Raw genomic sequence first — 22,430 nt, 5'->3', positions numbered from 1 at the left:
TGAACCCCGCGTGATTGCAAGAGCGGGATGCTGCGCGTATATGCCAATTCTAGCGCGAATTGGCCCAAGAGCGAGGAGCCCTCATGCCCGCTAAGCCCGTCGAGGCGACCCCGATGCAGACCGTCAAGCGCCTGCTCCAAGATGAACTGCTGCCGCGTTGGAAGCTATATGCCCTGAACGTGCTGTTCATGATCGGTGTCTCTGTGTTTACCGGTTTGCTCGCTTGGTCCACCAAGCGGATTGTGAACGATGTTTTTGTGTCGGAAAACGTGTCAGAAGCGTGGATCGTTGCAGGTCTGGTGATCGGGATCAGCGTGGCCAAGAGCTTCTTCCAATACGGTAACTCGGTGATCCAAACAGTGATGAACCGGCAGATTGCGGCGAACAATCAAAAGCATCTGTTCGAGAATGTGCTCTATCGGGATGTGGATTTCTTCGCGGGTTTGCATCCGGCCAAGCATATGCAGCGGATCATGATGTTCGGAAAGTCCTGCGGCACAGTTGTCGTAAATATCGCGAACAAGCTGATCACCGATATCCTGACGTTGCTCGCTCTGATCGCAGTAATGATCTATCAGGACGCGACGATGTCTTTGATCTGTTTGGTCATTTTCCCGCTGATTTTCTTTTTGGTTGGGCGTTTGATCAAGAGCGTCCGCAAACATTCGAAGCATGAAACCGAACTCTTGCAGGTCATGGCATCGACAGGCGTTGAGTCGATCGAAGGCATTCGCACCGTCAAAAGCTACGCTCTAGAGAGCAAGTCGGCCCGCCGGTTTGCGAAGGTGGTCGAAGATCTGGAAAAGCGCGTGGTTGGCATTGCCAAAGCGACGAACGCGACCGTTCCCTTGATGGAGTTGTTGGGCGGCGTCGTGATCGGCCTTTTCGTGATGTACGCCAGCTGGCAGACGATCACAAACGGCAAGACACCGGGTGAATTTACGGCTTTCATCACCGCTTTCCTTCTGGCCTATCAACCTGCGGAGCGTGTGTCGAAAACGTTGGTCGATATCCAGAAAGGACTCGTTCACGTCACCATGATGCACGAGATGCTGGACACCCCCCAAGCAGCCACGCGTACCGGCACTTTGGGGCTAACAGGCGTCGCGCCGTCGATCGCATTCGAAGATGTCAGCTTCTTTTACGCAGATGATGCGCCGGCCCTTCACAACGTCGATCTGACGATTTCCGCGGGCGAACGCATTGCGATTGTAGGTCGTTCCGGCGCGGGAAAGACAACGTTTATCGACCTGTGCCAGCGCTTTTATGATCCGACGGATGGGGTGGTGCGCCTTGGCGATCTGAATTTGAAAGACGTGTCGCCGAATGCGCTGCGGGATGGGATCGCTCTGATCTCTCAGGATGTGTTCCTGTTCGACGGGTCGATCCGCGACAACATTCTGGACGGCCATGCCACCGCAACAGAGCAGCAGGTGCAGGATGCGGTGCGCCGCGCTGCGCTGGATAACGTGTTGGGCAAGCTGCAAGGCGGGCTAGACGCTCAGGTCGGCCCGAATGGCTCTAACCTCTCGGGCGGACAGAAACAGCGTGTTGGTATCGCACGCGCACTGGTAAAGCAGGCGAAGGTTTACATCTTTGACGAAGCGACCAGCGCGCTGGACGGTGAAAACGATCGCGCCGTGATGGAGGCTGTTGTGCAGGGTGCCAAGGACAGCACAATGCTCTTCGTCACTCACCGGCCTTCGACGCTGGAGTGGGTGGATCGCGTTCTGGTTCTGGATCACGGACGCGTTGTGGGCTTTGATACACACGAGGCCCTGATGGCGGAGAACGCACTCTATCGCAGCCTGTTCAGCCTCGAGATGGATCAGCCCTGACGTTCGATTGTCTCTAGGATGATCCTCTCGACGCGGGAGAGGCCCTTGTCATTGTCGAATTTGTCCTCTGCGGTTTGGCGGGCTGCTGTTGCCATGGCGCTGCGGTCGGCCTGATCCAAAACGGCCGCAATTTTCTGGCCAAAGCCGTCTTCGTCCCATTCATCGACGAGGTAGCCGTTCACCCCGTGCTCGACCGCCTCGGGGATGCCCGCGTGGTTCGTCGAGATGGTGATGCACCCGCACGCCAAAGCTTCTTGGATCGCGGTGGGCAGACCTTCGGTATTGCCATCGGCTGCGGTGATCGAATGCTGTAGGAACACCTCGGTTGTCAGCAGGTGCTGGCGCACATACTCGTGCGGTTGTTGGCCATGGAACGTCACTTGATCCGCAACGCCCATATCGGCTGCCAGCTTCTGGCAGTCTTCGAGGAGGGGGCCAGAGCCAATGAAGTCCAGACGGGCGTCGGGGTGGTTCTGCGCGGCCTTTGCAAATGCGCGTAGGGTGATCTGCGGGGCTTTCTTCTCCACAAACCGGCCCACGGCAAGGAAACTGCCGGGCCGCTTCTCACCCGGCACAAAGCGACGGATATCCACGCCAGAAGGCACCACATGGGCGTTCGGGTTCACCGTGACACCGTGGCGCGCTAGATTGTCCAACAGAAATTGGCTGACAGAAAAGACACCCGCCAGACGCGGCATCATCTTGTTATAAGCTTTCACTATCCGCGGGCGCTGAATTTGCTTGGATGCGTCGGTGCCGCGGAAGTAGGTGAAGATCGGGATGTTCAACTCATTGGCCAAGGGCGCCAGCGCCAGCGCTTGCGTGCCAAACTCGGCCAGAATGACGTCCACCTGATGTTCGCGCAAAAAGGCGATCAGGTCCGATTTTGCCTGACCATAGGGCAGGCGAGAGGTGCCGTGTTTCAGAGTATTCAGGGGAATATGCCAGAGCAGTCCCTGCAGCAGGGCCGCCGTGCCGCCCGCCCGCTGACGCCTTTCGAACACAGGTTTGTTCAACGGGTTTTCCCCGTGATAGCGACCAGTGATCACTCCGACCGAACCGCCGAAAATCTCTGCGATGTGGCGGTTCACAAAGGTCTCGCCAAGGCGGTAGTAGTCGCCGGTTGCGATGCAGACGCGGGGTTGGGTCATCAGATTACTTTCTGTAGGGCGTCACGCAGTTCGACGGCATGGGCTGGAACGTCATAAAGGCGCTCGAAACAAGCGCGGCCATTCTTGGCGATCGCCTCGCGCTCGGCATCATGTGCCACGTAATAGCGGATCATGTCGATCATCTCGTCTTCGGTGTCAAAGGCGGCGTAGTCCTGTCCTTTGACCACAGGCGCACGAAGCCAGAGCGGCTCGATGTCGTTGTTCGATAGCGCAAAAGCCCCAGCGTAAAACAGTTCAAGGTGCCGGTGCGTGAAGGGGCCGATGCCCGAGAGAGCGAGGTTCACCTTGGTTGTGAGTAACGTTTTCAGGTACTCTGGTTTTTCCATCAATTCGCCCTTCAGGTGGGCGGGAACCTCGACCTGACCGTTGGATGCCAGACCGCCCTTAAGCCGCAGATCACCGAGATCCGCAGTCACGCGCTCCCACGCCGCCACGCGATTGTCAAACCGGTTCGGACCCAGTTTGCCAGAGAAATAAACGTCGTGGGTTTTGTCGTGCGCGAAGCCGTATTTCGGCAGAGTGAAAGAAGAATTTCGGCTTTTGAACCGCCAACTCATGTTCAAAAGCTGGTTCGAGAGTAGGGTTGTGACCAGCTTGGCTCGGTTGGTGTTAGACAGCTCATAGCGATCCAGATCGGCGAAAGGCTCTCGTTTGAAGAGGACGTCAAACCCGTCCGCGACGCCGTTCGGTGCCATCTCTGTCGGGCGGGCTTGGCCAATAAACAGCGCCGAAGGACGGCCCCAGGCGCGCAGCAGGGCATTGGCTTCGTCTGGTTTTTGCCAAGGGAAACCGGACTTGGCGTTTACCACGATAGCGTCGAATTGGCGTAGCTCGCCCTGGGCCATTTCGGAAACTTCACGAAAGGTACGGCGCGTCACGTCGCATCCGTAATGCAGGCTGGCTTCAAAAAAGCCGTCCTGTCCGTCGGTAAAGCCAGTGAACCAGCGCTGCAGGCGTTTTGACCAATGGCGCGTTTCGCGCTTGCGGATGACATACAGAATTTTCATGGCTTACCCGTTCGACACTCTGGGTCGTTTACCTTTCCTGCGCTCAGAGGGAAAGGCTAGAGCACATCCTCGTAAATATCGACCATCGCTGAAATGTGGCGTTCGGCAGAGAATGTTTGTTCGGCCCTTGTTTTGCCGCGCTCCGTCAGGCGCAGAGCAAGGGCTGGATCGTCAAGCAGCCGGAGCGCCTTGGCCGCAAAATCGTCAGCATTGTCGGGCTCTGCCAAAAAGCCCGTTGTGTCATCCAAAATGATCTCTGGGTTGCCGCCCGCGTTCGAGGCCACGACAGGTGTTCCGAAGAGTTGGGCTTCGATCATGGTGCGGCCCAAAGCTTCGTGAATGGCGGGGGCAATCAGCAGGTCCATTCCCGCCATCCACGGGGCAATGGGATACTGCGGGCCGATGTGTTGCACGGTTTCGCGCAGGCTGGCATCAGCAATTTTCTGCTTGAGTACCTCGATATGGGGGCTGCGCGCCTCGCCAAGCATGATGAAATGCAGATCATTGCAGCCCATTGCGCGCAGTTTTTGAGCAATTTCCACAAACAGAAGCGGGCGTTTGCGGTCGTCTAGATTTGCGATAAAGCCGATGACCTTGGTATCGGACCCAAGGCCCAACCGACCGGCAAGGGCCGTTCTTGCTGCAGCGCGGTTCGCGGGTTCCGGAATGTCGAACGGATTGAACAGGATCTGCGCACGTTCCCGCATCTTAGGCGGAAATTGGCTGCGGCAATAGTCGGACACCGCAAGGATACGTGCGGCGTGGGAAGTGTATTGGTCCAGACGTTTTGCCGTGGTCGGTGTGCGCTGGTGCCAGATATGCGGGATGCCTGCACGCTTGGCCGCCAATCCCCAAATGACGTGCATGCGAATATCATGCGTGTGGACCAGATCGATACGCTGTTCGCGCAGGAAATGAACCAGCTTCGGAACGCCCCGCCACGCCTTCAGAAACTGCTTGCGATAGGGGCCGGTGTTTAGGAAGCCCACAGTTGGTGCATCTATTGCGGGCATTCCAAGCTGCACAAGATACTGGGTCAGCGGGCCCGCTTCGTGCTGTGCAATGACCGGAGCGTAGCGTTCAGGCAGGCCGCGCGCTAAGGTCAACGAAGAGATGTGACTGCCCCCGACACTGTCACCGACATAGGGAAATAGGATGCGTTTGGTCATGCGGATGCGGTGTCCTCTGAGGCCCAAAGAACGTGGATCGGGCGTCGCGATATGTCAGGTGCTGCGACATGGGCAATCAGCCGATCACTCCATCCCTCGCGGGCGTAGAAGGCGACGGCGTCGGCGACGCTGCGTGAGGACAGCGTTTCGGTGCCGTATGTCACGCCGTCAGCAACATATTTGTACAGATCGAACGCGTGCTGATCGAGACCAGGGATATGGATCACCAGCACGCCGAGAAGCAGCATCTCGATCTGAACGGAGGAGTTGCCGCACAGTACAATATCGCAGTCTTGGCAAAATGCCTCGAGTGGCTCGCCCCTTGGGCGGACCGTCGCTTGGCTCGGCAAATCCCCGAGATTTGGGTCTGCCACGCGCGGGTGGGTCCGAAGGTGCAGGCGCGCGTCTGGAAAGATGCTCAAAACAGCACGGCAGAGGTCCGCGACCTCGGGTCCTGCAAACGCGTTCATAGTCAGACCGATATTCTGCGATCCGGTGGGCGGTGTAACGGGGCGCATCGGGGCAGGCGTCTGGCGCAGGGGCTCTGTGCCATTGGCCGCCACGCAGGCTTCGGCGGGTTGGTTCAAAACGGCGGCATGGGTGTAGCCAAGGTTGGGGATCGCCACATCGTGATAGCCAAGTTGCCAATACACCGAAGGCACCCCAGCGAACGCTGCTCCGACCGCCATCGCGTTGCGCCGGGATGACCGGTCGCCAATATGTATCACGGTCGCGCTGGCTTTCTTGAGCATGCGCTCATGCAGGTAAACCGCCAGGCAAAAAGCAAGTTCGTCTTTGCTTAGCCAGCGCCTCGAGGGACGCAGGGAAATGATCCCTATCAATGCGCGCAGGCGCAGTGCGTGACGGTCCTTTTTCAGCATTGGTGCGGGCGAGTTAATCAGGTCCGGCGGGCAGCCTTCGTTGATCATCGTGTCGCGGATCAACCGAGCTTTGGTATGCGGGTTCGGGCAGTCCAAAAGAGCAAGGCGTTTACCGCCCACAGGCGCGATTTTGTCCGATGTCACATGCCGCAGTTTTTGCGCCACCTGCCATATGTCCTTGACCGAATATCGTTTGGGCTTCTCCAACAGCCCACCTTTGGCGGGTAATTTGTTCCGCTGCCGCAGATCTCGAAGGGCCGCGAGCAAGAGCATCGCGCGGCGATGCGTCCCAGGCCGTGTCCGGCGCGTGATGTCATGGCGAGGGAGGGGAGACGATGCGGACATCCGGACACTGCTTCGGTAATTTTCCGCTGAGCCTATGGGAAAAAGCCACTGGATTGAAGAGGTGCAGACTGATAATCGCTGAGCTTAAGCGTAAGAAAAGTAAGGAACGGGTTGAGCCATGTTCGAGAACAAGACAATTCTGGTGACAGGCGGTACGGGCTCTTTCGGGCATGCCTTTGTTCCGATGACACTGGAACGCTACAACCCCAAAAAGGTCATCATCTACTCGCGAGACGAGATGAAGCAGTGGGAAATGGCCAAGCTGTTCCAGAACGATCCACGCGTCCGCTTCTTTATTGGCGATGTCCGTGATCGTGAACGGATGTACCGCGCATTTGACGGTGTGGATTACGTTGTCCACGCGGCCGCGACCAAGATCGTGCCGACGGCCGAATACAACCCGTTCGAATGCATCAAGACCAACGTAAACGGCGCGATGAACGTGATCGATGCCGCGATCGACAAAAAGGTCAAAGGCGTGGTCGCCCTGTCCACCGACAAGGCGTCGAGCCCGATCAACCTTTATGGCGCCTCAAAACTGGCGTCGGACAAGCTGTTCGTGTCGGGCAATGCCTATGCCGGCGGCCACGACACCGCGTTCTCGGTTGTGCGTTATGGCAACGTCATGGGCTCGCGCGGCTCGGTGATTCCGTTCTTCATGTCGATCAAGGACAAGGGCGTTCTGCCGATCACTGATCCCCGCATGACCCGTTTTATGATCTCCCTTGAGCAGGGCGTTGAACTGGTCTGGCACGCGTTCGAAGACATGATCGGCGGCGAAATTTATGTGAAGAAGATCCCCTCTATGAAGGTGACCGACGTGGCTCGTGTGATTGCGCCCGAGGCCAGCCAAGAGATCATTGGCATCCGTCCCGGCGAGAAAATTCATGAACAGATGGTCGGTGCCGAAGATGCGATGTTCACCTACGAATATGATGAGCACTTCAAGATTCTGCCGAACCTGAACAACTGGGGCACCGACAGTGCGCGCATCAAGGATGGCGTCCGCGTGGCAGAGGACTTTGTCTACTCCAGTGACAACAACAACGACTGGATGACGGACGATGCGCTGCAAGCTTGGATCGACGCCAACCGCGAAAAGATCGGAGCGATCTAATGATCCCCTATGGCCGTCAGGATATTTCGCAGGCCGATATCGACGCAGTGGTCGATGTCCTGAAGTCCGATTTCCTGACCCAAGGGCCGGCGGTTCCGGCCTTTGAACAGGCCATTGCGGACTATGTTGGCGCGAAATTCGGGGTGGCTGTGAACTCGGCAACCTCGGCGCTGCATATCGCAGTCAAGGCGCTGGGATTGGGCGAGGGCGATCTGATGTGGACGAGCCCCATCACCTTTGTCGCGTCGGCCAATTGCGGGCGCTACTGCGGTGCGGATGTGGATTTCGTTGATATCGACGCGGATACCTTCAACATGTGTCCCGATGCTTTAGCGGCGAAATTGGAGGCGGCAGAAGCTGCTGGTCGGTTGCCCAAGGTCATCGTGCCCGTCCACATGTGCGGCCAGTCCACTCGTGCCGAAGAAATTGCGGCTCTGGCCCGTAAATACGGGATCAAGATCATTGAGGACGCGAGCCACGCCATCGGTGCGAGCTATGGCGAAGACAAGGTTGGCGCCTGCGCGCATTCCGACATCACGGTTTTCAGCTTCCATCCAGTCAAGATCATCACCACCGCTGAGGGCGGCTTGGCCACCACGAACGATCCCGTTCTGGCCGAACGCATGGGCCTGCTGCGCAGCCATGGTGTGACCCGCGATCCTGCGCTGATGACCCATGAGTCGGACGGCCCTTGGTACTATCAGCAGGTCGATCTGGGATGGAACTACCGGATGACCGAAATGCAGGCCGCGCTGGGTCTGTCTCAGATGGCCCGATTGGACCAGTTCATTGATCGCCGCAATGCGCTGGCCGATCGCTATGATGCCTTGCTGGCGGATCTGCCGCTGAAAACTCCCGGCCGGATCGAAGGGGCGCGTTCTGCGTGGCACCTCTATGTGATCCGTCTGGACGATGTCGCGCAGCACAGGGCGGTGTTCGAACATCTGCGCGCGCACGGGATCGGTGTGAACCTGCACTACATTCCCGTGCACACGCAGCCCTATTACCGCGATCTAGGCAACAATATCGGGGATTTCCCTGTGTCCGAGGACTATTATGCGCGGGCCATTTCGATCCCCCTCTACGCCGGCCTGACCGACGAGGACCAAAACGAAGTGGTGCGCGTCCTAAACGAGGCGTTGGCCTGATGGCGGTTTGCGTCATTCCCGCCCGTGGCGGGTCCAAGCGTATTCCCCACAAGAACATCAAGCCCTTCTGCGGCCAGCCCATGATTGCGTGGTCGATCAAAGCGGCGCAAGCGTCAGGCGTCTTTGACCAGATCGTGGTCAGCACCGATGACGACCAGATCGCACAGATCGCACAAAGCTATGGGGCCGACGTTCCGTTTCGGCGGGACGCGGTGCTTTCGGACGATCACGCGCCGACGGTCCCTGTGATCGCGGATGCGACTGAGCGGCTTGCGCTCGCGGCGGAAACGCCTGTGTGCTGTCTTTATGCTACCGCGCCGTTTGTAGAGGCGGACGATATCGCCCAAGGATTAGCTACGCTGCGAGATCAAGCTGCAAGCTACGTGATGGCTGTCACAACCTTTCCATTCCCGATCCAACGCGCGTTGCGCAGGTCAGAGGGAGGCGCAGTTCAAATGTTCGATGCCTCGACGATGCAGACCCGCAGTCAAGACCTCGAAGAGGCTTGGCATGACGCCGGGCAGTTCTATTGGGCCACCGTGGAAACATGGCAAAGCGGGCGTGGTGTATTCGAGCAGGGCGCGCACGGGGTCGCACTGCCGCGTCACAGGGTTCAGGATATCGATACGACCGAAGACTGGATCCGGGCAGAGTATCTGAAGCGTGCTCTGGATGCACAGGCTGCTGATCATTAAATCACAAAAAGACGGCGTCCTTGCTAAGGCGCATTCGTGTTTGGAGGCTCCATGGCGACAGCTTTGATCGCATTCCGCGCAGACGCATCCTTGGAAATTGGATCTGGTCACGTGGTGCGGTGTCTGACTTTGGCCAAGGCATTGCGTGAAGCGGGGGCAGAGTGTCTCTTCCTGAGCCGCGATCTCGAGGGGAGCCTCTGTGATCGCATCCGTTCCGAAGGGTTTTCTTGCCACCTTTTGCCCGCGCCAGTGGATGCAGATCTACCGGCGGGCGGGCCGGCTCATGCACGCTGGGCTAAAGTGTCTTGGGAACAGGATGCACAGGATTGTGCGGCGGCGCTGAAAGACCATGCTGTCGATTGGCTGATCATGGATCACTATGCCTTTGATCGGAACTGGCAGTCGGCGATGCGTCCCTATGTTGAGCGGATCATGGTCTGGGATGATCTGGCAGATCGTGCGCATGATTGCGATGTGCTGTTGGATCAGAATTTGGGCACCATGGGTTCTGACTATGACGCCTTGTTGGCTGATCACGTGACACGTCTGATCGGGCCCAAATACGCGCAACTGCGCCCGGAATTTGCGGCACAACGCGCTGAAGCGCTGGTGTCTCGGTGTGATCGTACTTTGACAAAGGTGCTGATTGCGATGGGCGGCGTGGACCAGCACAATGCAACGGGCCGCATTCTGGAGGCACTCGGTGCATGGAAAAATGCGGCAAGTCTAGAGGTTTCCGTAGTTCTAGGGAGGCAAGCGCCACACCTTGATGCACTGGCCGCGAACGCTGGCAGATTCCCGTTTCCCCTTGAGATCGCCTGCGATGTCACGGACATGGGCCACCGCATGGTCGAGGCAGACCTTGCTATCGGTGCAGTTGGTGGCACGACATGGGAGAGATGTGCCCTTGGACTCCCGACTTTGATGCTGACAATTGCGGCCAATCAAATCCCCGCGGCCCAAGCCTTGGGGCAAACTGGTGCTGCCATTCTTTTGGGAGATGAAACTTCAGAGCATTGGCAAGACGCGCTGGCACACGCTCTGGACCGCCTTTCGGAGCCGGACGCGCTTGCTAGGATGTCAGAAGTAGCAGCAGGCATCTGCGATGGAGACGGCACAGCCCGTTTGGTGCGAGAGTTGGTGCAGGCTGACGTGAGCCTTCGTACTGCCACCCAAGAAGATGCCCGCCGTGTCTGGGAGTGGCGGCGCGAGGGCGGCGCAAACCGATACTACCGCAGCCAGCAAGAGCCGCCCTACCCGGACCACTGGAACTGGTTTCAGCGAGCCCTGCGCGCGCAAACGACTCGGTTTTGGGTGCTTGAACAAGGGGCCTTGCCGCTCGGCTATGTTCGGCTGGATTTGACCAATGCGGATCGTGCTTTCGTCAGCCTTTGTCTGGCCGAGGATGCGCGTGGACGAGGGATCGGTCTCTCTGGTCTTGTGCTGGCAGAGGCGATAGCGTCTGGCCTAAAGCTGACCTATCTGGATGCAGAAATTCATCCGGACAACCACGCCTCTGCGAAAGTATTCGAAAAGGCAGGATATGCGCGGACCGGTATGAACGAAGGTTTCAATGTCTATCAGCGCAAAGTACAGGCAAGGACATGACTGAGATTAAGATTGATGGCCGTGCGATCGGTCCTGACCACCCGCCTTATATCATCGCCGAGTTGTCGGCGAACCATAATGGCGATCTGAACAAGGCGCTCGAAATCATAACCAAGGCCAAGGCCTCGGGCGCGGATGCGATCAAGATCCAGACGTATCGGGCGGACACGATCACCCTGAAGTCGGATCGGCCTGATTTCCAGATCACTGATGGTTTGTGGGCGGGCCATTCCCTGTACGACCTGTACGAATGGGCGCATACGCCGTGGGACTGGCACAAGGCGCTGTTCGATCATGCCCGGGCCGAGGGGATCACGATGTTCAGCTCGCCTTTTGACAGCACAGCGGTTGATCTGCTCGAGGATCTAAACGCGCCCGCCTATAAAATTGCGAGCTTCGAATTGGTCGATTTGCCGCTGATCCGCTACGTCGCTCAAACCGGCAAGCCGATGATCATGTCCACGGGCATGGCCGACGCCGAAGAGATTGCCGAAGCCGTGGATGCCGCACGCGGGGCAGGCTGCAACGAGCTTGTCGTTTTACATTGCGTCTCGGGTTATCCGGCGCCTGCGTCGGACTACAATCTGCGTACCTTGCCGGACATGGCCGCCCGCTATGGGACGCTCACGGGATTGTCCGATCATACGCTTGACAACACGACGGCGCTGACTGCAGTGGCTCTGGGGGCCTGTGTGGTCGAAAAGCATGTGACGCTGGATCGCAACGGCGGCGGTCCAGACGATAGCTTCTCTCTTGAACCACATGAGTTAGAGGCGCTCTGCACCGGTGCAAAAACCGCGTGGGAAGCGCTTGGCCGTGTGGACTACGGACGTAAGTCGAGCGAGCTCGGAAATGTGAAGTTCCGCCGGTCTCTCTACTTTGTCAAAGATATCCCAGCGGGCGGTACGGTTGCAGCCGATGCTGTCCGCAGTGTACGTCCCGGCTATGGCGCAGCCCCCAAGCATCTGGATCAGGTCATCGGAGCGACAGTGGTCGAGGCCGTCGAAGCCAACACGCCAGTGAAGTTGGAAAACCTAAAGCTCTGAGTTTGACGCTGGAACTGCCAATGAAAAACCCCGCCAGATTGCTCTGGCGGGGTTTTCTATTTTGCTAGGCCGAGCCTTAGTCCATCGCTTTGAAGTTCAGCGCGGCACCGTCTTTGATGCCCGAGAACCAGCGTGCGGTGACGGTTTTGGTCTTGGTGTAGAACTTGAACGCGTCGGGGCCGTACTGGTTCAGGTCGCCGAAGGCCGACTTCTTCCAACCGCCGAACGAGAAGTAGGACAGCGGAACGGGGATCGGGAAGTTGATGCCGACCATGCCGACGTTGACGCGGTGTGCGAAGTCACGGGCGGTGTCGCCGTCCGCGGTGTAGATCGCAGTGCCGTTGCCGTAGTTGTTGGTCATGATCAGGTCGAGCGCTTCTTCGTAGTTCTCGGTGCGGACGGTCGAGAGCACGGGGCCGAAGATCTCTTCTTTGTAGATCTCCATGTCCGGGGTCACGTTGTCGAACAGCGAGGGGCCACAGAAGAAGCCGTTCTCGTAGCCTTGCAGGCTGAAGTCACGGCCGTCGATGACCAGATCTGCGCCTTGCTCCACGCCCGAGGTGATCAGCTTGTTGATACGCTCTTTCGAAGCAGCGGTGATAACGGGGCCGTAGTCCACGTCGTCGCCTGCGGTGTAGGGCCCGACTTTCAGCTTTTCGATGCGGGGGACCAGCTTCTCGATCAGCTTGTCAGCGGTTTCCTGACCGACAGGAACAGCCACCGAGATCGCCATGCAGCGTTCGCCAGCCGCGCCGTAGCCTGCACCGATCAGAGCGTCAGCCGCTTTGTCCATGTCCGCGTCGGGCATGATGATCATGTGGTTCTTCGCACCGCCAAAGCACTGAGCGCGCTTGCCGTTGGTCGCTGCGCGGCCATAGATGTACTGCGCGATCGGGGTCGAGCCCACGAAGCCAACCGCCTGGATGGTCTCGTTGTCGAGGATGCCGTCAACGACTTCTTTGTCACCGTTGATGACCTGCAGAACGCCTTTGGGCAGGCCTGCTTCGGTCAGCAGTTCGGCCAGACGCAGCGAGGTCGAGGGGCAGCGCTCGGAGGGCTTGAGGATCATGGCGTTGCCGCATGCAATTGCGGGGGCCATTTTCCACAGGGGGATCATCGCGGGGAAGTTGAAGGGCGTGATGCCAGCAACGACACCCAGAGCCTGACGCATTGCGTAGAGGTCAATGCCGGGCCCGCCGTTGTCCATGTATTCGCCCTTCAGCATGCTGGGGGCGCCCATGCAGACTTCGACAACTTCCAGACCACGCTGAACGTCGCCTTTGGCGTCGGGGATGGTTTTGCCGTGCTCTTTGGAAACCAGCTCGGCCAGTTCTTCCATGTGCTCGTTGATCAGGGCACCGAACTTCATCATCACGCGAGCGCGACGCTGGGGGTTGGTGTTGGCCCATGCAACCTGCGCTTCGGCGGCATCGTCGATGGCTTTGGTCAGCTCTTCGATGGTGGCCAGCGGTACTTTGGCCTGAACTTCGCCAGTGGCGGGGTTGTAGACGTCGGTGAAACGACCCGAGGTGCCTTTGACCATCTCGCCGTTGATGTAGTGGGTAAGCTCTTGCATCGTATCCTCCCGGAATTGTGGTTGAGCGCAGCATAGTCTTGCAAATCTGACGGAAACAGAGGAAGTTTTCCAAATTCAATTTGCGCAAATGCAGGTACAAAGATGTCAGTGCTCTGGGACGATCTCCGCATGTTTCTGGCTGTGTCGCGGGCGGGGGGGCTGACCGGCGCCTCCAAGATGTTGCGGGTGGACCCTGCGACCGTGGGCCGGCGGATCACACGTCTGGAAGAGGCACTAGAGGCACCGCTCTTTGCGCGGTCCCCGCAAGGGTATGCGTTGACCGAACGGGGACAGCGTTTGATGACAGAGGCGGTACGGGTCGAGCAGGCGATGGATGCGGCGCTCGAAACAGTAGGATCGCAGACCGGCGGCCTGTCGGGGCAAATCCGCATTGGCGCGCCGGATGGCTGTGCGAACTACGTGTTGCCCCAGGTCTGTGCGCGGATCGTCGAAGAGAACCCTGATCTCGAAGTGCAGATCGTTGCCTTGCCCCGCGTTTTTAACCTGTCCAAGCGCGAGGCTGACATGGCAATTGGGGTGAGTCGCCCGACCACGGGTCGCCTGACGGTGCAGAAGATCAGCGATTATCACCTACATCTCGCCGCGTCCGAGGACTATCTCGCGCAGAATCCGCCAATCAAAAGCCTTTCGGACCTGAAGGGGCATCGGCTGGTGGGCTACATCCCCGACATGATCTTTGACAAGGAACTGGACTACCTGACCGAAATGGGCGCGGAACGGGTGAGTCTGGGCTCTAACTCTGTCTCGGTGCAGTTCAATTGGGTGCGGATGGGGGGCGGCGTCGGGGTGGTGCATGATTTTGCGATTCCCTCGACCAACACCGTCCGGCGCATTTTAACCGAAGATGTCAGCCTAAAGCGAAGCTTTTATCTGATCCGACATGCAGACGATCGTAGACTTGAACGAATGAACAGCTTTGCCAAACTGGTGGCAGAGGGCGTGCGAAACGAGATTGCCAGACTTGAAGCAACTGCTTGACAGGGTCAACAATCGGGCAGACGCTTGACCTCAAGAAATTTTATTTCGGGAGGAAGAACATGCTGGTGCAACAAATCCTGGGTAGTAAGAGTCAGCAGGGCGTTTTTACCGTCAAGCCCACCATCACTGTCATGGAAGCCGCGAAGATTCAGGCCGACAAGAAAATCGGAACGGTCATGGTTTCCACGGACGGAGAGCACCCCGAAGGCATCCTGTCAGAGCGTGACATCGTCCGCCATCTGGCCAAATCCGGGCCGTCGGTGCTGGACCTGCCAGTATCTGAATTGATGACCGCGAACCTTGTCACCTGTGCCAAGGGCGACCGAACCGATGAGGTGATGCAGAAAATGACCGATGGCCGGTTTCGCCACATGCCCGTGCTCGAGGATGGCAAACTGATCGGTGTCATCAGTCTTGGCGATGCAGTGAAGGCGCAATTGAGCCATGTGGCCATGGAGAAAGAAGCCCTAGAAGGCATGATCATGGGCCAATAGTCGCGTTCCCCTTGCATTCTGCGCCGCAATATTGTTGCGTCGCAGAAAAACGGGGGAAGGAGCCACTTTTATGCGTATCGGACTGTATCCGGGAACATTCGATCCGATCACCTTGGGGCATATCGACATCATCCGTCGTGCGACAGCCCTGGTTGATCGGCTGGTGATTGGCGTTGCCATCAACCGCGACAAGGGCCCCCTATTTTCGCTGGATGAACGGGTCGAGATGATCCAGTCCGAATGTGCGATCCTCGCCCAAGAAACTGGGGTTGAGATCATTGCGCACCCTTTCGAAAACTTGCTGATCGATTGTGCCCACGATGTTGGAGCTCAGTTGATCGTGCGCGGTCTTCGCGCGGTGTCTGACTTCGAGTACGAATACCAGATGGTCGGAATGAATCGGCAGTTGGACGACACGGTCGAGACGGTTTTCCTTATGGCCGAAGCGCAACACCAGGCCATCGCATCGAAACTTGTCAAAGAGATCGCGCGCCTTGGCGGAGATGTATCCAAGTTTGTGACGCCCACGGTGGCCGACGCGCTGAAGGGCAAGCTGCGCTAATCGCCAATCCTACGGTTTCGAAATGCAAAACGGCCCGAAGCGATGCCTCGGGCCGTTTTCTATTCATGATCCAGTGTGGATCAGATGAACTTCGCCATCGCAACAGCGGTGTCCGCCATACGGTTCGAGAAGCCCCATTCGTTGTCGTACCAGCTCAGGATACGGACCATGGTGCCTTCCATGACCTTGGTCTGGTCGGTGGCAAAGATCGAGCTGTGAGAGTCGTGGTTGAAGTCGACCGAGACCAGCTTTTCGTCAGTGACACCCAGAATACCCTTCAGCTCGCCTGCGGCGGCCTCGTGGATGGCTGCGTTGATTTCTTCGACGGTGGTTTCGCGCGCTGCTTCGAAGGTCAGGTCAACGACCGACACGTTCGGGGTGGGGACGCGGATCGCAACGCCGTCCAGCTTGCCGTTCAGGTCGGGCAGAACCAGACCAACCGCTTTGGCCGCACCGGTCGAGGTGGGGATCATGGACAGAGCTGCCGCGCGGGCGCGGTACAGGTCTTTGTGCATGGTATCCAGCGTCGGCTGGTCGCCGGTGTAGCTGTGGATAGTGGTCATGAAGCCTTTGACGATGCCGATCTTGTCGTTCAGCACTTTTGCCACGGGCGATAGGCAGTTGGTGGTGCACGATGCGTTCGACACGATCAGGTCTTCTGCTGTCAGGCTGTCGTGGTTCACACCGTACACAATGGTCTTGTCCGCGCCGGACGCAGGCGCCGACACCAAGACGCGCTTGGAGCCGTTCTCGAGGTGCAGCGACGCCTGTTCTTTCGAGGTGAAGATGCCGGTGCACTCCAGCGCCACGTCAACGTCACCCCAAGGCAGGTCTTTGGGGTCACGGATGGCTGTCACACGGATCGGGCCACGACCTGCGTCGATGACACCGTCGCCAACAGTCACTTCGCTGGGGAAGCGGCCGTGGACGCTGTCATACTTCAGCAGGTGTGCGTTGGTCTCAACAGGGCCCAGATCGTTGATGGCGACGACTTCGATATCGGTGCGCCCCGACTCGATGATGCCGCGCAGTACATTACGGCCGATGCGGCCAAAGCCGTTGATAGCAACTTTTACGGTCATGGTTTCCTCCCGCGAAATGGTTCGCTGATAACGCTAACAAAGTTATCGCTAACATGGCGATATCGCACAGGATGTCAACCGATCAGACGATATCGCCGGATCAGCGCCAGAATTCGATGTATTCGATCAGGAGAATTCCCTTTTTGGCCAGAAAGATGGTGCTCTCGCCATCTTGGGCCATCCAATCATAGCAAAAGGCGCCCACGATGAGGGCGCCTAGAATCAATGACAGCTTGTTCGTCACGCGGAGGCCGCTCCTTAGTTAAGGAGCTGCCCCATTGCTGCGGCCACGTCGGCCATGCGGCAGGAGAAGCCCCATTCGTTATCGTACCATGCCAGAACGCGCACGGTGCGACCACCCACAACCTTGGTTTGATCGGGAGCAAAGATCGAGGATTGCGAGGTATGGTTAAAGTCGATCGACACCTTGGGCTCGGGATCGTAGCCCAGAACGTGGCCCATGTGACCTGCTGCGGCCTCACGAACAATCTCGTTCACATCTGCAACGGTGACGTCCTTGCCAGCTTCAAAGGTCAGGTCCACGCAAGACACGTTCGGGGTCGGTACGCGCATCGAGGTGCCGTCCAGTTTGCCTTCCAGCTCGGGGAGAACTTCTTTCAGGGCCTTGGCCGCACCGGTCGAGGTCGGGATCATCGCCATGGCCGCTGCGCGAGCGCGGTACAGATCCTTGTGACGACGGTCCAACGTGGGCTGGTCACCGGTGTAGCTGTGGATGGTGGTCATGATGCCGCGCTCAATGCCGATCGCGTCATTCAGGACCTTCGCCAGAGGCGCAAGGCAGTTGGTGGTGCACGACCCGTTCGAGATCATGCGGTCGCCTTCGACCAGGCTGCGGTGGTTCACGCCATACACAATGGTCTTGTCCACGTTGGTCGCGGGGGCAGAGATCAGAACCGATTTCGCGCCGCGGTCCAGATGGATCGCCGACTTGCCGCCATCATTGAATTTGCCGGTGCATTCCAGAACAACGTCAACGCCGTCCCAGTCCAGTTCGTTGGGCTCATAGGTCGACATCACATCGATGGGGCCACGGCCCAGATCCAGCGTGCTGCCGTCTACTTTGACCACACCGCCAAAACGGCCATGCACGCTGTCATACTTCAGCAGGTGCGCGTTGGTCTCGATGGGGCCGGTTGCGTTGATCTTAACAACCTGTACGTCATTGCGTGCGCTTTCCGCGATGTGCGCCAAAGTGCAGCGACCGATGCGGCCAAATCCATTGATGCCAACGGTGATGGTCATGGGGGTGTCTCCTGAAACCGAGCTGAGGGAGTTAACGGCTGTATGGCCCAACCCCGCAAAAGGGGCAAAGGAAATCTTCTAAATCTATCAGTATGTTAGCGATAAACTGCACCACGTGTGCAGGTTTGCGCTAACAGTCAATCGCTAACAGTTCTGCGTTGCAGCATCGCGCAAACCCCCTTCGCGAATCCCCCGACTTCTTTTTGCTGCAAATACTCACGGAGCACCTGCACGGCCCAACCCGAGAGCCCAAAGAAAAGGGCGCCCCGCAGGACGCCCTCTCAGAATTTCTGATCGCTCAAGAGATCAGAGCATGTCTTTGACCTTTTGCGCGACATTCGCTGCGGTGATGCCGAACTGCTCGTACAGGGTCGTTGCAGGAGCCGAGGCACCAAAGCCTTCCATGCCCACGAACGCCGCCTTGGCCTCGCGGCCGCGCTCACCCAGCAGGTACTTGTCCCAGGGCTGACGGACAGCGGCTTCGACGGCGACGCGGACGGGACCTGCGGGCAGCACCTTCTTGCGGTAGCCTTCGTCCTGCGCGTCGAACAGTTCCATACAAGGCATAGAGACAACGCGGGTGCCGATGCCTTCGGCTTCGAGCAGCTTCTTGGCTTCCATCGCGATTTCGACTTCCGAGCCGGTCGCCATGATGATCGCCTGACGCTTGCCCTCGGCGTCTGCCAGAACGTAACCACCCTGAGCGGTCAGGTTCTTGAGCTTGTGCTCGGTGCGGACGGTAGGCAGGTTCTGACGGGACAGCGCCATCACGGTCGGGGTCGACTTGGAGGTCAGCGCGATTTCCCACGCTTCGGCAGTCTCGACCGCATCCGCAGGACGGATCAGGTAGGTGTTCGGGGTCGCGCGGCAGTAGGCCAGATGCTCGACCGGCTGGTGGGTCGGGCCGTCTTCACCCAGACCGATGGAGTCGTGGGTCATGACGTAAGTCACCGGAACGCCCATCAGCGCCGACAAACGCATGGAGCCACGGGCATAGTCCGCAAAGCACAGGAAGGTGCCGCCATAGGGACGCACGCCGCCGTGCAGGGCCATGCCGTTCATCGCAGCAGCCATGCCGTGCTCGCGGATACCATAGTAAACGTAGCGGCCTTTGCGGTCCTCGGGGGACAGAATGCCCAGATCACCGGTTTTGGTGTTGTTCGAGCCGGTCAGGTCAGCAGAACCACCAATGGTTTCGGGTGCGATCGGGTTGATCACTTCCAGAGCCATCTCCGACGCCTTGCGGGTCGCGACCTTGGGCGCCTCTTCCGACAGCTGCTTCTTCAGCGCTTTGACGGTGGCCGATAGCTTCTTGGGGGCTTCGCCAGTCATGATGCGGGTGAATTCCGCCTGACGGCTGGCCGACACCTCGGCAAAGCGACCTTCCCATGCTGCGCGCTCGGCCTGACCGCGGGTACCGATGGCTTCCCACTGGGCTTTTACGTCCGCAGGGATCTCGAAGGGACCATGGTTCCAGCCATATGCTGCTTTGGCCGCTGCCAGCTGGTCACCATTTGTCAGAGCGCCGTGGCCCTTGCTGGTGTCCTGCGCCGCGTGGCCCAAAGCGATGTGCGTTTTGCACGCGATCATCGAAGGCTTCTTGGTGGTCTTGGCCTTGGCGATGGCTTCATCGATTTCGGCGGGGTTGTGGCCGTCGATTTCGATCACGTGCCAGCCCGACGCCTTGAAACGCTGCACCTGATTGGTGCGGTCGGCGATATCAACGGTGCCGTCGATGGTGATGTTGTTGTTGTCCCAGAAGACGATCAGCTTGGACAGTTCCTGACGGCCTGCCAGCGCGATGGCTTCTTGGCTGACGCCTTCCATCAGGCAGCCGTCGCCCGCGATCACGTAAGTGTAGTGATCAACGATCTTCTTGCCATAGCGGCCGCGCAGCGACGCTTCGGCCATTGCGAAACCAACCGCGTTCGAGATGCCCTGACCCAGCGGGCCGGTGGTGGTCTCGATGCCTTTGGCGTGGCCGTACTCGGGGTGACCTGCGGTGATCGCGCCCCACTGGCGGAAGTTCTTGACCTGCTCGAGGGTCATGTCCTCGTAACCGGTGAGGTACAGCAGGCTGTACATCAGCATCGAGCCGTGGCCCGCCGACAGGATGAAGCGGTCGCGGTCGAACCAGTCAGGGTTTTTCGCGTCGAATTTCATGTGCTTTTCGAACAGCACGGTCGCAACGTCTGCCATACCCATTGGCATACCCGAGTGACCCGAGTTTGCGGCGGCAACGGCATCCAGCGTCAGGGTGCGGATGGCGGCGGCCTTCATCCAGTGTTCAGGGTTGGTTGTGCGCAGGGCTTCGATATCCACGGGCAATTCCTCTGTCAGAAGCGTATCTGAGGGCTGAATATCAGGGTCCCAAGATAGTGCAACCGCCGTAAACGCGTACGATCGGCCTAAAAACGCCCAAAGGGGCGCATTTTGATGGGGATAGGGATAAAGTACCCTATAGCGACGGTTTCGCGATTCGGCGGGACCCAAGAGCAGTGTTGTCTCGAAGAAAGGCAAGCAGGAATGACTGAGATTGACGAACTCCAACGTCGCATCACGGCGGCGTTCGACCGGATCGGACAGGGCGTCCAGATGTTGGATACGGCGCCCGCGGGTGATGCGCTGCCCGAAGGTGCGCTCGCCAAGGCAGATGCCGATGTTCTACGGATGGAGTTGCAGGCGGCGCTGGCCCATAGCGAAGCGCTGCAGGATAAACTGGACGGCGTTCAAGACAAGCTGGCCAAGGCCGAGCCCGAGATCAGCTCGACCCTTGTGGCCGAGCTGGAGGAACAGATCGCCAAGCTGAAAGAAGCGAACGCCGAACTGATGGCCGCGAACGAGGCGATGCGTGGTGCAGAAAGCGGCGTCACCATCGAACAGATGGATCAGGGCGTCGTTGCCGAACTGGCCGCATTGCGCGCTGAACGCGCTGCCGAAGCCACCGAAATGAAAGCGCTGCTGGCACTTGTCGAAGGGGCCAACCGCGTCGCCACCGAAGAGGAGAGCACCTAATGCCCCATGTTCAGGTATCGATCGGCGGACGTTTTTTCGATGTGGCCTGCCAGCCCGGCGAAGAAAGCTATTTGCAAGCCGCAGCGGCTGTTTTGGACGAAGAGGCCTCGTTGCTCGTTGAGCAGATCGGGCGGATGCCGGAATCGCGTATGCTCTTGATGGCTGGCCTGATGCTCGCTGACAAAACGGCGGGTTCAGGGGACAACACTGCCGCCCTGAACGCCCGCATCGCAGAGCTTGAGGCCGAAAACGCTGCGCTCAAAGCGCGCGAGCCGCAGACAGTAACTGTCGAAGTGCCCGTCCCGACCCTGCCCGAAGGACTGGAGAGCACTTTGGCCGCGCTAGCGGACCGCGCAGAAAAGCTGGCCGAAGAGGTCGAAGAAAAGGCGACGGCCTAAACGGTCGCCCCATCTTGGGAACAGAAGAGACCCGCCAAACGAGGCGGGTCTTTTTGCATTGCGATCCCGGATGCGATTACGCGTTGGCTTCGCGGATTTTTTCGGCCGAGGTTTTGTCGTAGGTGATGCCGTTCTCTTCGAACAGAGTGTCCAGCTCGCCCGACAGGGTCATCTCGGTGATGATGTCGCAGCCGCCGACGAACTCGCCTTTGACATACAGCTGGGGGATGGTCGGCCAATCCGAGTAGTCCTTGATGCCTTGACGAATGCCTTCGTCGGCCAGAACGTTCACGTCGGTATAGTCGACACCAATGAAGTTCAGAACACCTGCGACACGGCTCGAAAAGCCGCACTGGGGCATGTCTTTGGTGCCCTTCATGAAAAGAACCACGTCATTGTTGGTGACGGTGTCTTTGATCTGCGTTTGTGCTTCGCTCATTTGACCCTCCTTGAGGTTCTGCGATTGTGAGCCCGGTGATACCGCCGGGCGTAGTCTGCATCATCCGCCTCTGGCGGGATATGAATGTCGGCCTGACTGTAATTGCCGCCCAACCAGCTGACCCCGCGTTCAAGCGAGGCGTTCTGCCGATGGGACCGCGCCAAGGCCTCGTGATCGACCGCCTCGAGGCCCAACTCAGGCGTCTCCGGCAATCTGGGTTTCGGCTGCCTTCTGGATAGCGGAACATATGCGCGTCGACCCATGACCTTCCCAGCAATGAAAAGGCCAAGCGCCAGAGCGATCAGTCCCCAGAGGGCGGCATCAATCATTCAGGGGCCCGTGTGGTCAGCGCCAGAGCGTGTAATTCGCCCTGTGAGCCGTCCATTTTCCCTTTGAGCGCTGCGTAGACCGCGCGCTGCTGCTGAACGCGGTTCTTGCCGCGAAAGCTTTCGTCCACGACCTCGGCGGCAAAGTGGTTTCCGTCACCAGCGGTGTCGGTGATCTGAATCCGTGCCTCTGGGAACGTTTCACGCAGCAGGTTTTCGATTTCGTCTGCACGCATTGGCATGTGCAAGT

Annotated in this window: 23 protein-coding genes; 11 read left to right on the top strand and 12 right to left on the bottom strand. The window is 58.6% G+C overall.

Annotation, left to right across the window (positions count from 1 at the left end; translation table 11 throughout):
• The first annotated feature begins 83 nt into the window (after positions 1-83).
• Positions 84-1,838: an ABC transporter ATP-binding protein gene (locus tag AB9K37_RS15340; RefSeq protein WP_369840458.1), complete on the top strand. Its 1,755-nt coding sequence runs from the start codon at positions 84-86 to the stop codon at positions 1,836-1,838.
• On the opposite strand, the gene AB9K37_RS15335 is transcribed toward AB9K37_RS15340, so the two are convergent.
• The 4 genes from AB9K37_RS15335 to AB9K37_RS15320 are packed head-to-tail and all read right to left on the bottom strand — an operon-like array spanning position 1,829 to position 6,412.
• Positions 1,829-2,989: a glycosyltransferase gene (locus AB9K37_RS15335; RefSeq protein WP_369840456.1), complete on the bottom strand. Its 1,161-nt coding sequence runs from the start codon at positions 2,987-2,989 to the stop codon at positions 1,829-1,831. The two genes, AB9K37_RS15340 and AB9K37_RS15335, sit on opposite strands and share 10 nt — an antisense overlap.
• The gene (locus AB9K37_RS15330; protein WP_369840454.1) at positions 2,989-4,017 is read right to left on the bottom strand and encodes a glycosyltransferase; all 1,029 of its coding nucleotides are present in this window, start codon (positions 4,015-4,017) and stop codon (positions 2,989-2,991) included. Before AB9K37_RS15330 ends, AB9K37_RS15335 begins: the two co-directional genes overlap by 1 nt.
• Before the next feature lie 56 nt (positions 4,018-4,073).
• Entirely contained in the window at positions 4,074-5,186 is a 1,113-nt protein-coding gene (locus tag AB9K37_RS15325; RefSeq protein WP_369840452.1) for a glycosyltransferase family 4 protein, read from the bottom strand.
• Positions 5,183-6,412, bottom strand: coding sequence for a hypothetical protein (locus AB9K37_RS15320; RefSeq protein ID WP_369840450.1), 1,230 nt, complete (start codon positions 6,410-6,412; stop codon positions 5,183-5,185). Before AB9K37_RS15320 ends, AB9K37_RS15325 begins: the two co-directional genes overlap by 4 nt.
• A 118-nt stretch (positions 6,413-6,530) precedes the next feature.
• Between AB9K37_RS15320 and pseB the strand changes: the two genes are divergently transcribed.
• The 5 genes from pseB to pseI are packed head-to-tail and all read left to right on the top strand — an operon-like array spanning position 6,531 to position 12,026.
• Positions 6,531-7,529, top strand: coding sequence for a UDP-N-acetylglucosamine 4,6-dehydratase (inverting) (gene pseB, locus AB9K37_RS15315; protein ID WP_369840448.1), 999 nt, complete (start codon positions 6,531-6,533; stop codon positions 7,527-7,529).
• A complete protein-coding gene (gene pseC / locus AB9K37_RS15310) occupies positions 7,529-8,677 on the top strand; it encodes a UDP-4-amino-4,6-dideoxy-N-acetyl-beta-L-altrosamine transaminase (protein WP_369840446.1) in 1,149 nt (382 codons plus the stop codon). Before pseB ends, pseC begins: the two co-directional genes overlap by 1 nt.
• Positions 8,677-9,372 (top strand): pseudaminic acid cytidylyltransferase, encoded by a 696-nt coding sequence (gene pseF, locus AB9K37_RS15305; protein WP_369840444.1) that lies wholly within the window; start codon positions 8,677-8,679, stop codon positions 9,370-9,372. Before pseC ends, pseF begins: the two co-directional genes overlap by 1 nt.
• A 51-nt stretch (positions 9,373-9,423) precedes the next feature.
• Positions 9,424-10,980 (top strand): UDP-2,4-diacetamido-2,4,6-trideoxy-beta-L-altropyranose hydrolase, encoded by a 1,557-nt coding sequence (gene pseG, locus AB9K37_RS15300; RefSeq protein ID WP_369840442.1) that lies wholly within the window; start codon positions 9,424-9,426, stop codon positions 10,978-10,980.
• Entirely contained in the window at positions 10,977-12,026 is a 1,050-nt protein-coding gene (gene pseI, locus AB9K37_RS15295) for a pseudaminic acid synthase (protein WP_369840440.1), read from the top strand. Before pseG ends, pseI begins: the two co-directional genes overlap by 4 nt.
• 76 nt (positions 12,027-12,102) lie before the next feature.
• Here the strand turns inward: pseI and AB9K37_RS15290 are convergent, their stop codons facing one another.
• On the bottom strand, positions 12,103-13,602 hold the full coding sequence (locus AB9K37_RS15290; RefSeq protein WP_369840439.1) for a CoA-acylating methylmalonate-semialdehyde dehydrogenase: 1,500 nt from the start codon (positions 13,600-13,602) through the stop codon (positions 12,103-12,105).
• A 102-nt stretch (positions 13,603-13,704) separates the two neighbouring features.
• On the opposite strand from AB9K37_RS15290, the gene AB9K37_RS15285 reads away from it, so the two are divergent.
• From AB9K37_RS15285 to coaD, 3 genes are all read left to right on the top strand, one after another.
• Positions 13,705-14,601, top strand: a complete 897-nt coding sequence (locus AB9K37_RS15285) for a LysR substrate-binding domain-containing protein (protein WP_369840437.1) — start codon at positions 13,705-13,707, stop codon at positions 14,599-14,601.
• Positions 14,602-14,660: 59 nt separating this feature from the next.
• Positions 14,661-15,095 carry a CBS domain-containing protein gene (locus AB9K37_RS15280; protein WP_369840435.1) on the top strand — a complete coding sequence of 145 codons (435 nt, stop codon included), beginning with the start codon at positions 14,661-14,663 and terminating at the stop codon, positions 15,093-15,095.
• Between the two features lie 70 nt (positions 15,096-15,165).
• On the top strand, positions 15,166-15,657 hold the full coding sequence (gene coaD, locus AB9K37_RS15275) for a pantetheine-phosphate adenylyltransferase (RefSeq protein ID WP_072707071.1): 492 nt from the start codon (positions 15,166-15,168) through the stop codon (positions 15,655-15,657).
• An 80-nt stretch (positions 15,658-15,737) separates the two neighbouring features.
• Here the strand turns inward: coaD and gap (AB9K37_RS15270) are convergent, their stop codons facing one another.
• The 4 genes from gap (AB9K37_RS15270) to tkt form a co-directional block, all read right to left on the bottom strand.
• Entirely contained in the window at positions 15,738-16,739 is a 1,002-nt protein-coding gene (gene gap / locus AB9K37_RS15270; protein WP_293708817.1) for a type I glyceraldehyde-3-phosphate dehydrogenase, read from the bottom strand.
• Between the two features lie 100 nt (positions 16,740-16,839).
• Positions 16,840-16,983, bottom strand: coding sequence for a hypothetical protein (locus AB9K37_RS15265; RefSeq protein ID WP_178338725.1), 144 nt, complete (start codon positions 16,981-16,983; stop codon positions 16,840-16,842).
• Between the two features lie 14 nt (positions 16,984-16,997).
• Positions 16,998-18,002, bottom strand: coding sequence for a type I glyceraldehyde-3-phosphate dehydrogenase (gene gap, locus AB9K37_RS15260; protein WP_072707069.1), 1,005 nt, complete (start codon positions 18,000-18,002; stop codon positions 16,998-17,000).
• A 306-nt stretch (positions 18,003-18,308) separates the two neighbouring features.
• Entirely contained in the window at positions 18,309-20,324 is a 2,016-nt protein-coding gene (gene tkt, locus AB9K37_RS15255; RefSeq protein WP_369840431.1) for a transketolase, read from the bottom strand.
• 204 nt (positions 20,325-20,528) lie between these two features.
• Here tkt and AB9K37_RS15250 point away from each other — a divergent pair, with 204 nt between their 5' ends.
• Together AB9K37_RS15250 and AB9K37_RS15245 are read left to right on the top strand one after the other, a co-directional pair.
• Complete coding sequence (locus AB9K37_RS15250; RefSeq protein ID WP_369840429.1) at positions 20,529-21,017, top strand: hypothetical protein; 489 nt, start codon at positions 20,529-20,531, stop codon at positions 21,015-21,017.
• Positions 21,017-21,415: a cell division protein ZapA gene (locus AB9K37_RS15245; protein ID WP_369840427.1), complete on the top strand. Its 399-nt coding sequence runs from the start codon at positions 21,017-21,019 to the stop codon at positions 21,413-21,415. The genes AB9K37_RS15250 and AB9K37_RS15245 overlap by 1 nt, the downstream gene beginning before the upstream one ends.
• 76 nt (positions 21,416-21,491) lie before the next feature.
• Here AB9K37_RS15245 and grxD read toward each other — a convergent pair whose 3' ends face one another.
• The 3 genes from grxD to AB9K37_RS15230 are packed head-to-tail and all read right to left on the bottom strand — an operon-like array spanning position 21,492 to position 22,422.
• A complete protein-coding gene (grxD, locus tag AB9K37_RS15240; protein WP_369840425.1) occupies positions 21,492-21,854 on the bottom strand; it encodes a Grx4 family monothiol glutaredoxin in 363 nt (120 codons plus the stop codon).
• Positions 21,851-22,183, bottom strand: coding sequence for a hypothetical protein (locus AB9K37_RS15235; RefSeq protein WP_369840423.1), 333 nt, complete (start codon positions 22,181-22,183; stop codon positions 21,851-21,853). The genes grxD and AB9K37_RS15235 overlap by 4 nt, the downstream gene beginning before the upstream one ends.
• Positions 22,180-22,422, bottom strand: a complete 243-nt coding sequence (locus tag AB9K37_RS15230) for a BolA family protein (protein ID WP_072707063.1) — start codon at positions 22,420-22,422, stop codon at positions 22,180-22,182. The genes AB9K37_RS15235 and AB9K37_RS15230 overlap by 4 nt, the downstream gene beginning before the upstream one ends.
• Positions 22,423-22,430: the final 8 nt, after the last annotated feature.

Origin of the sequence: Donghicola sp. XS_ASV15, assembly GCF_041224595.1 — a bacterium.
Lineage (GTDB): Bacteria > Pseudomonadota > Alphaproteobacteria > Rhodobacterales > Rhodobacteraceae > Donghicola.
The sequence above is the reverse complement of the archived record's forward strand: the minus strand, read 5'-3'. Positions and strand labels throughout refer to the sequence as shown.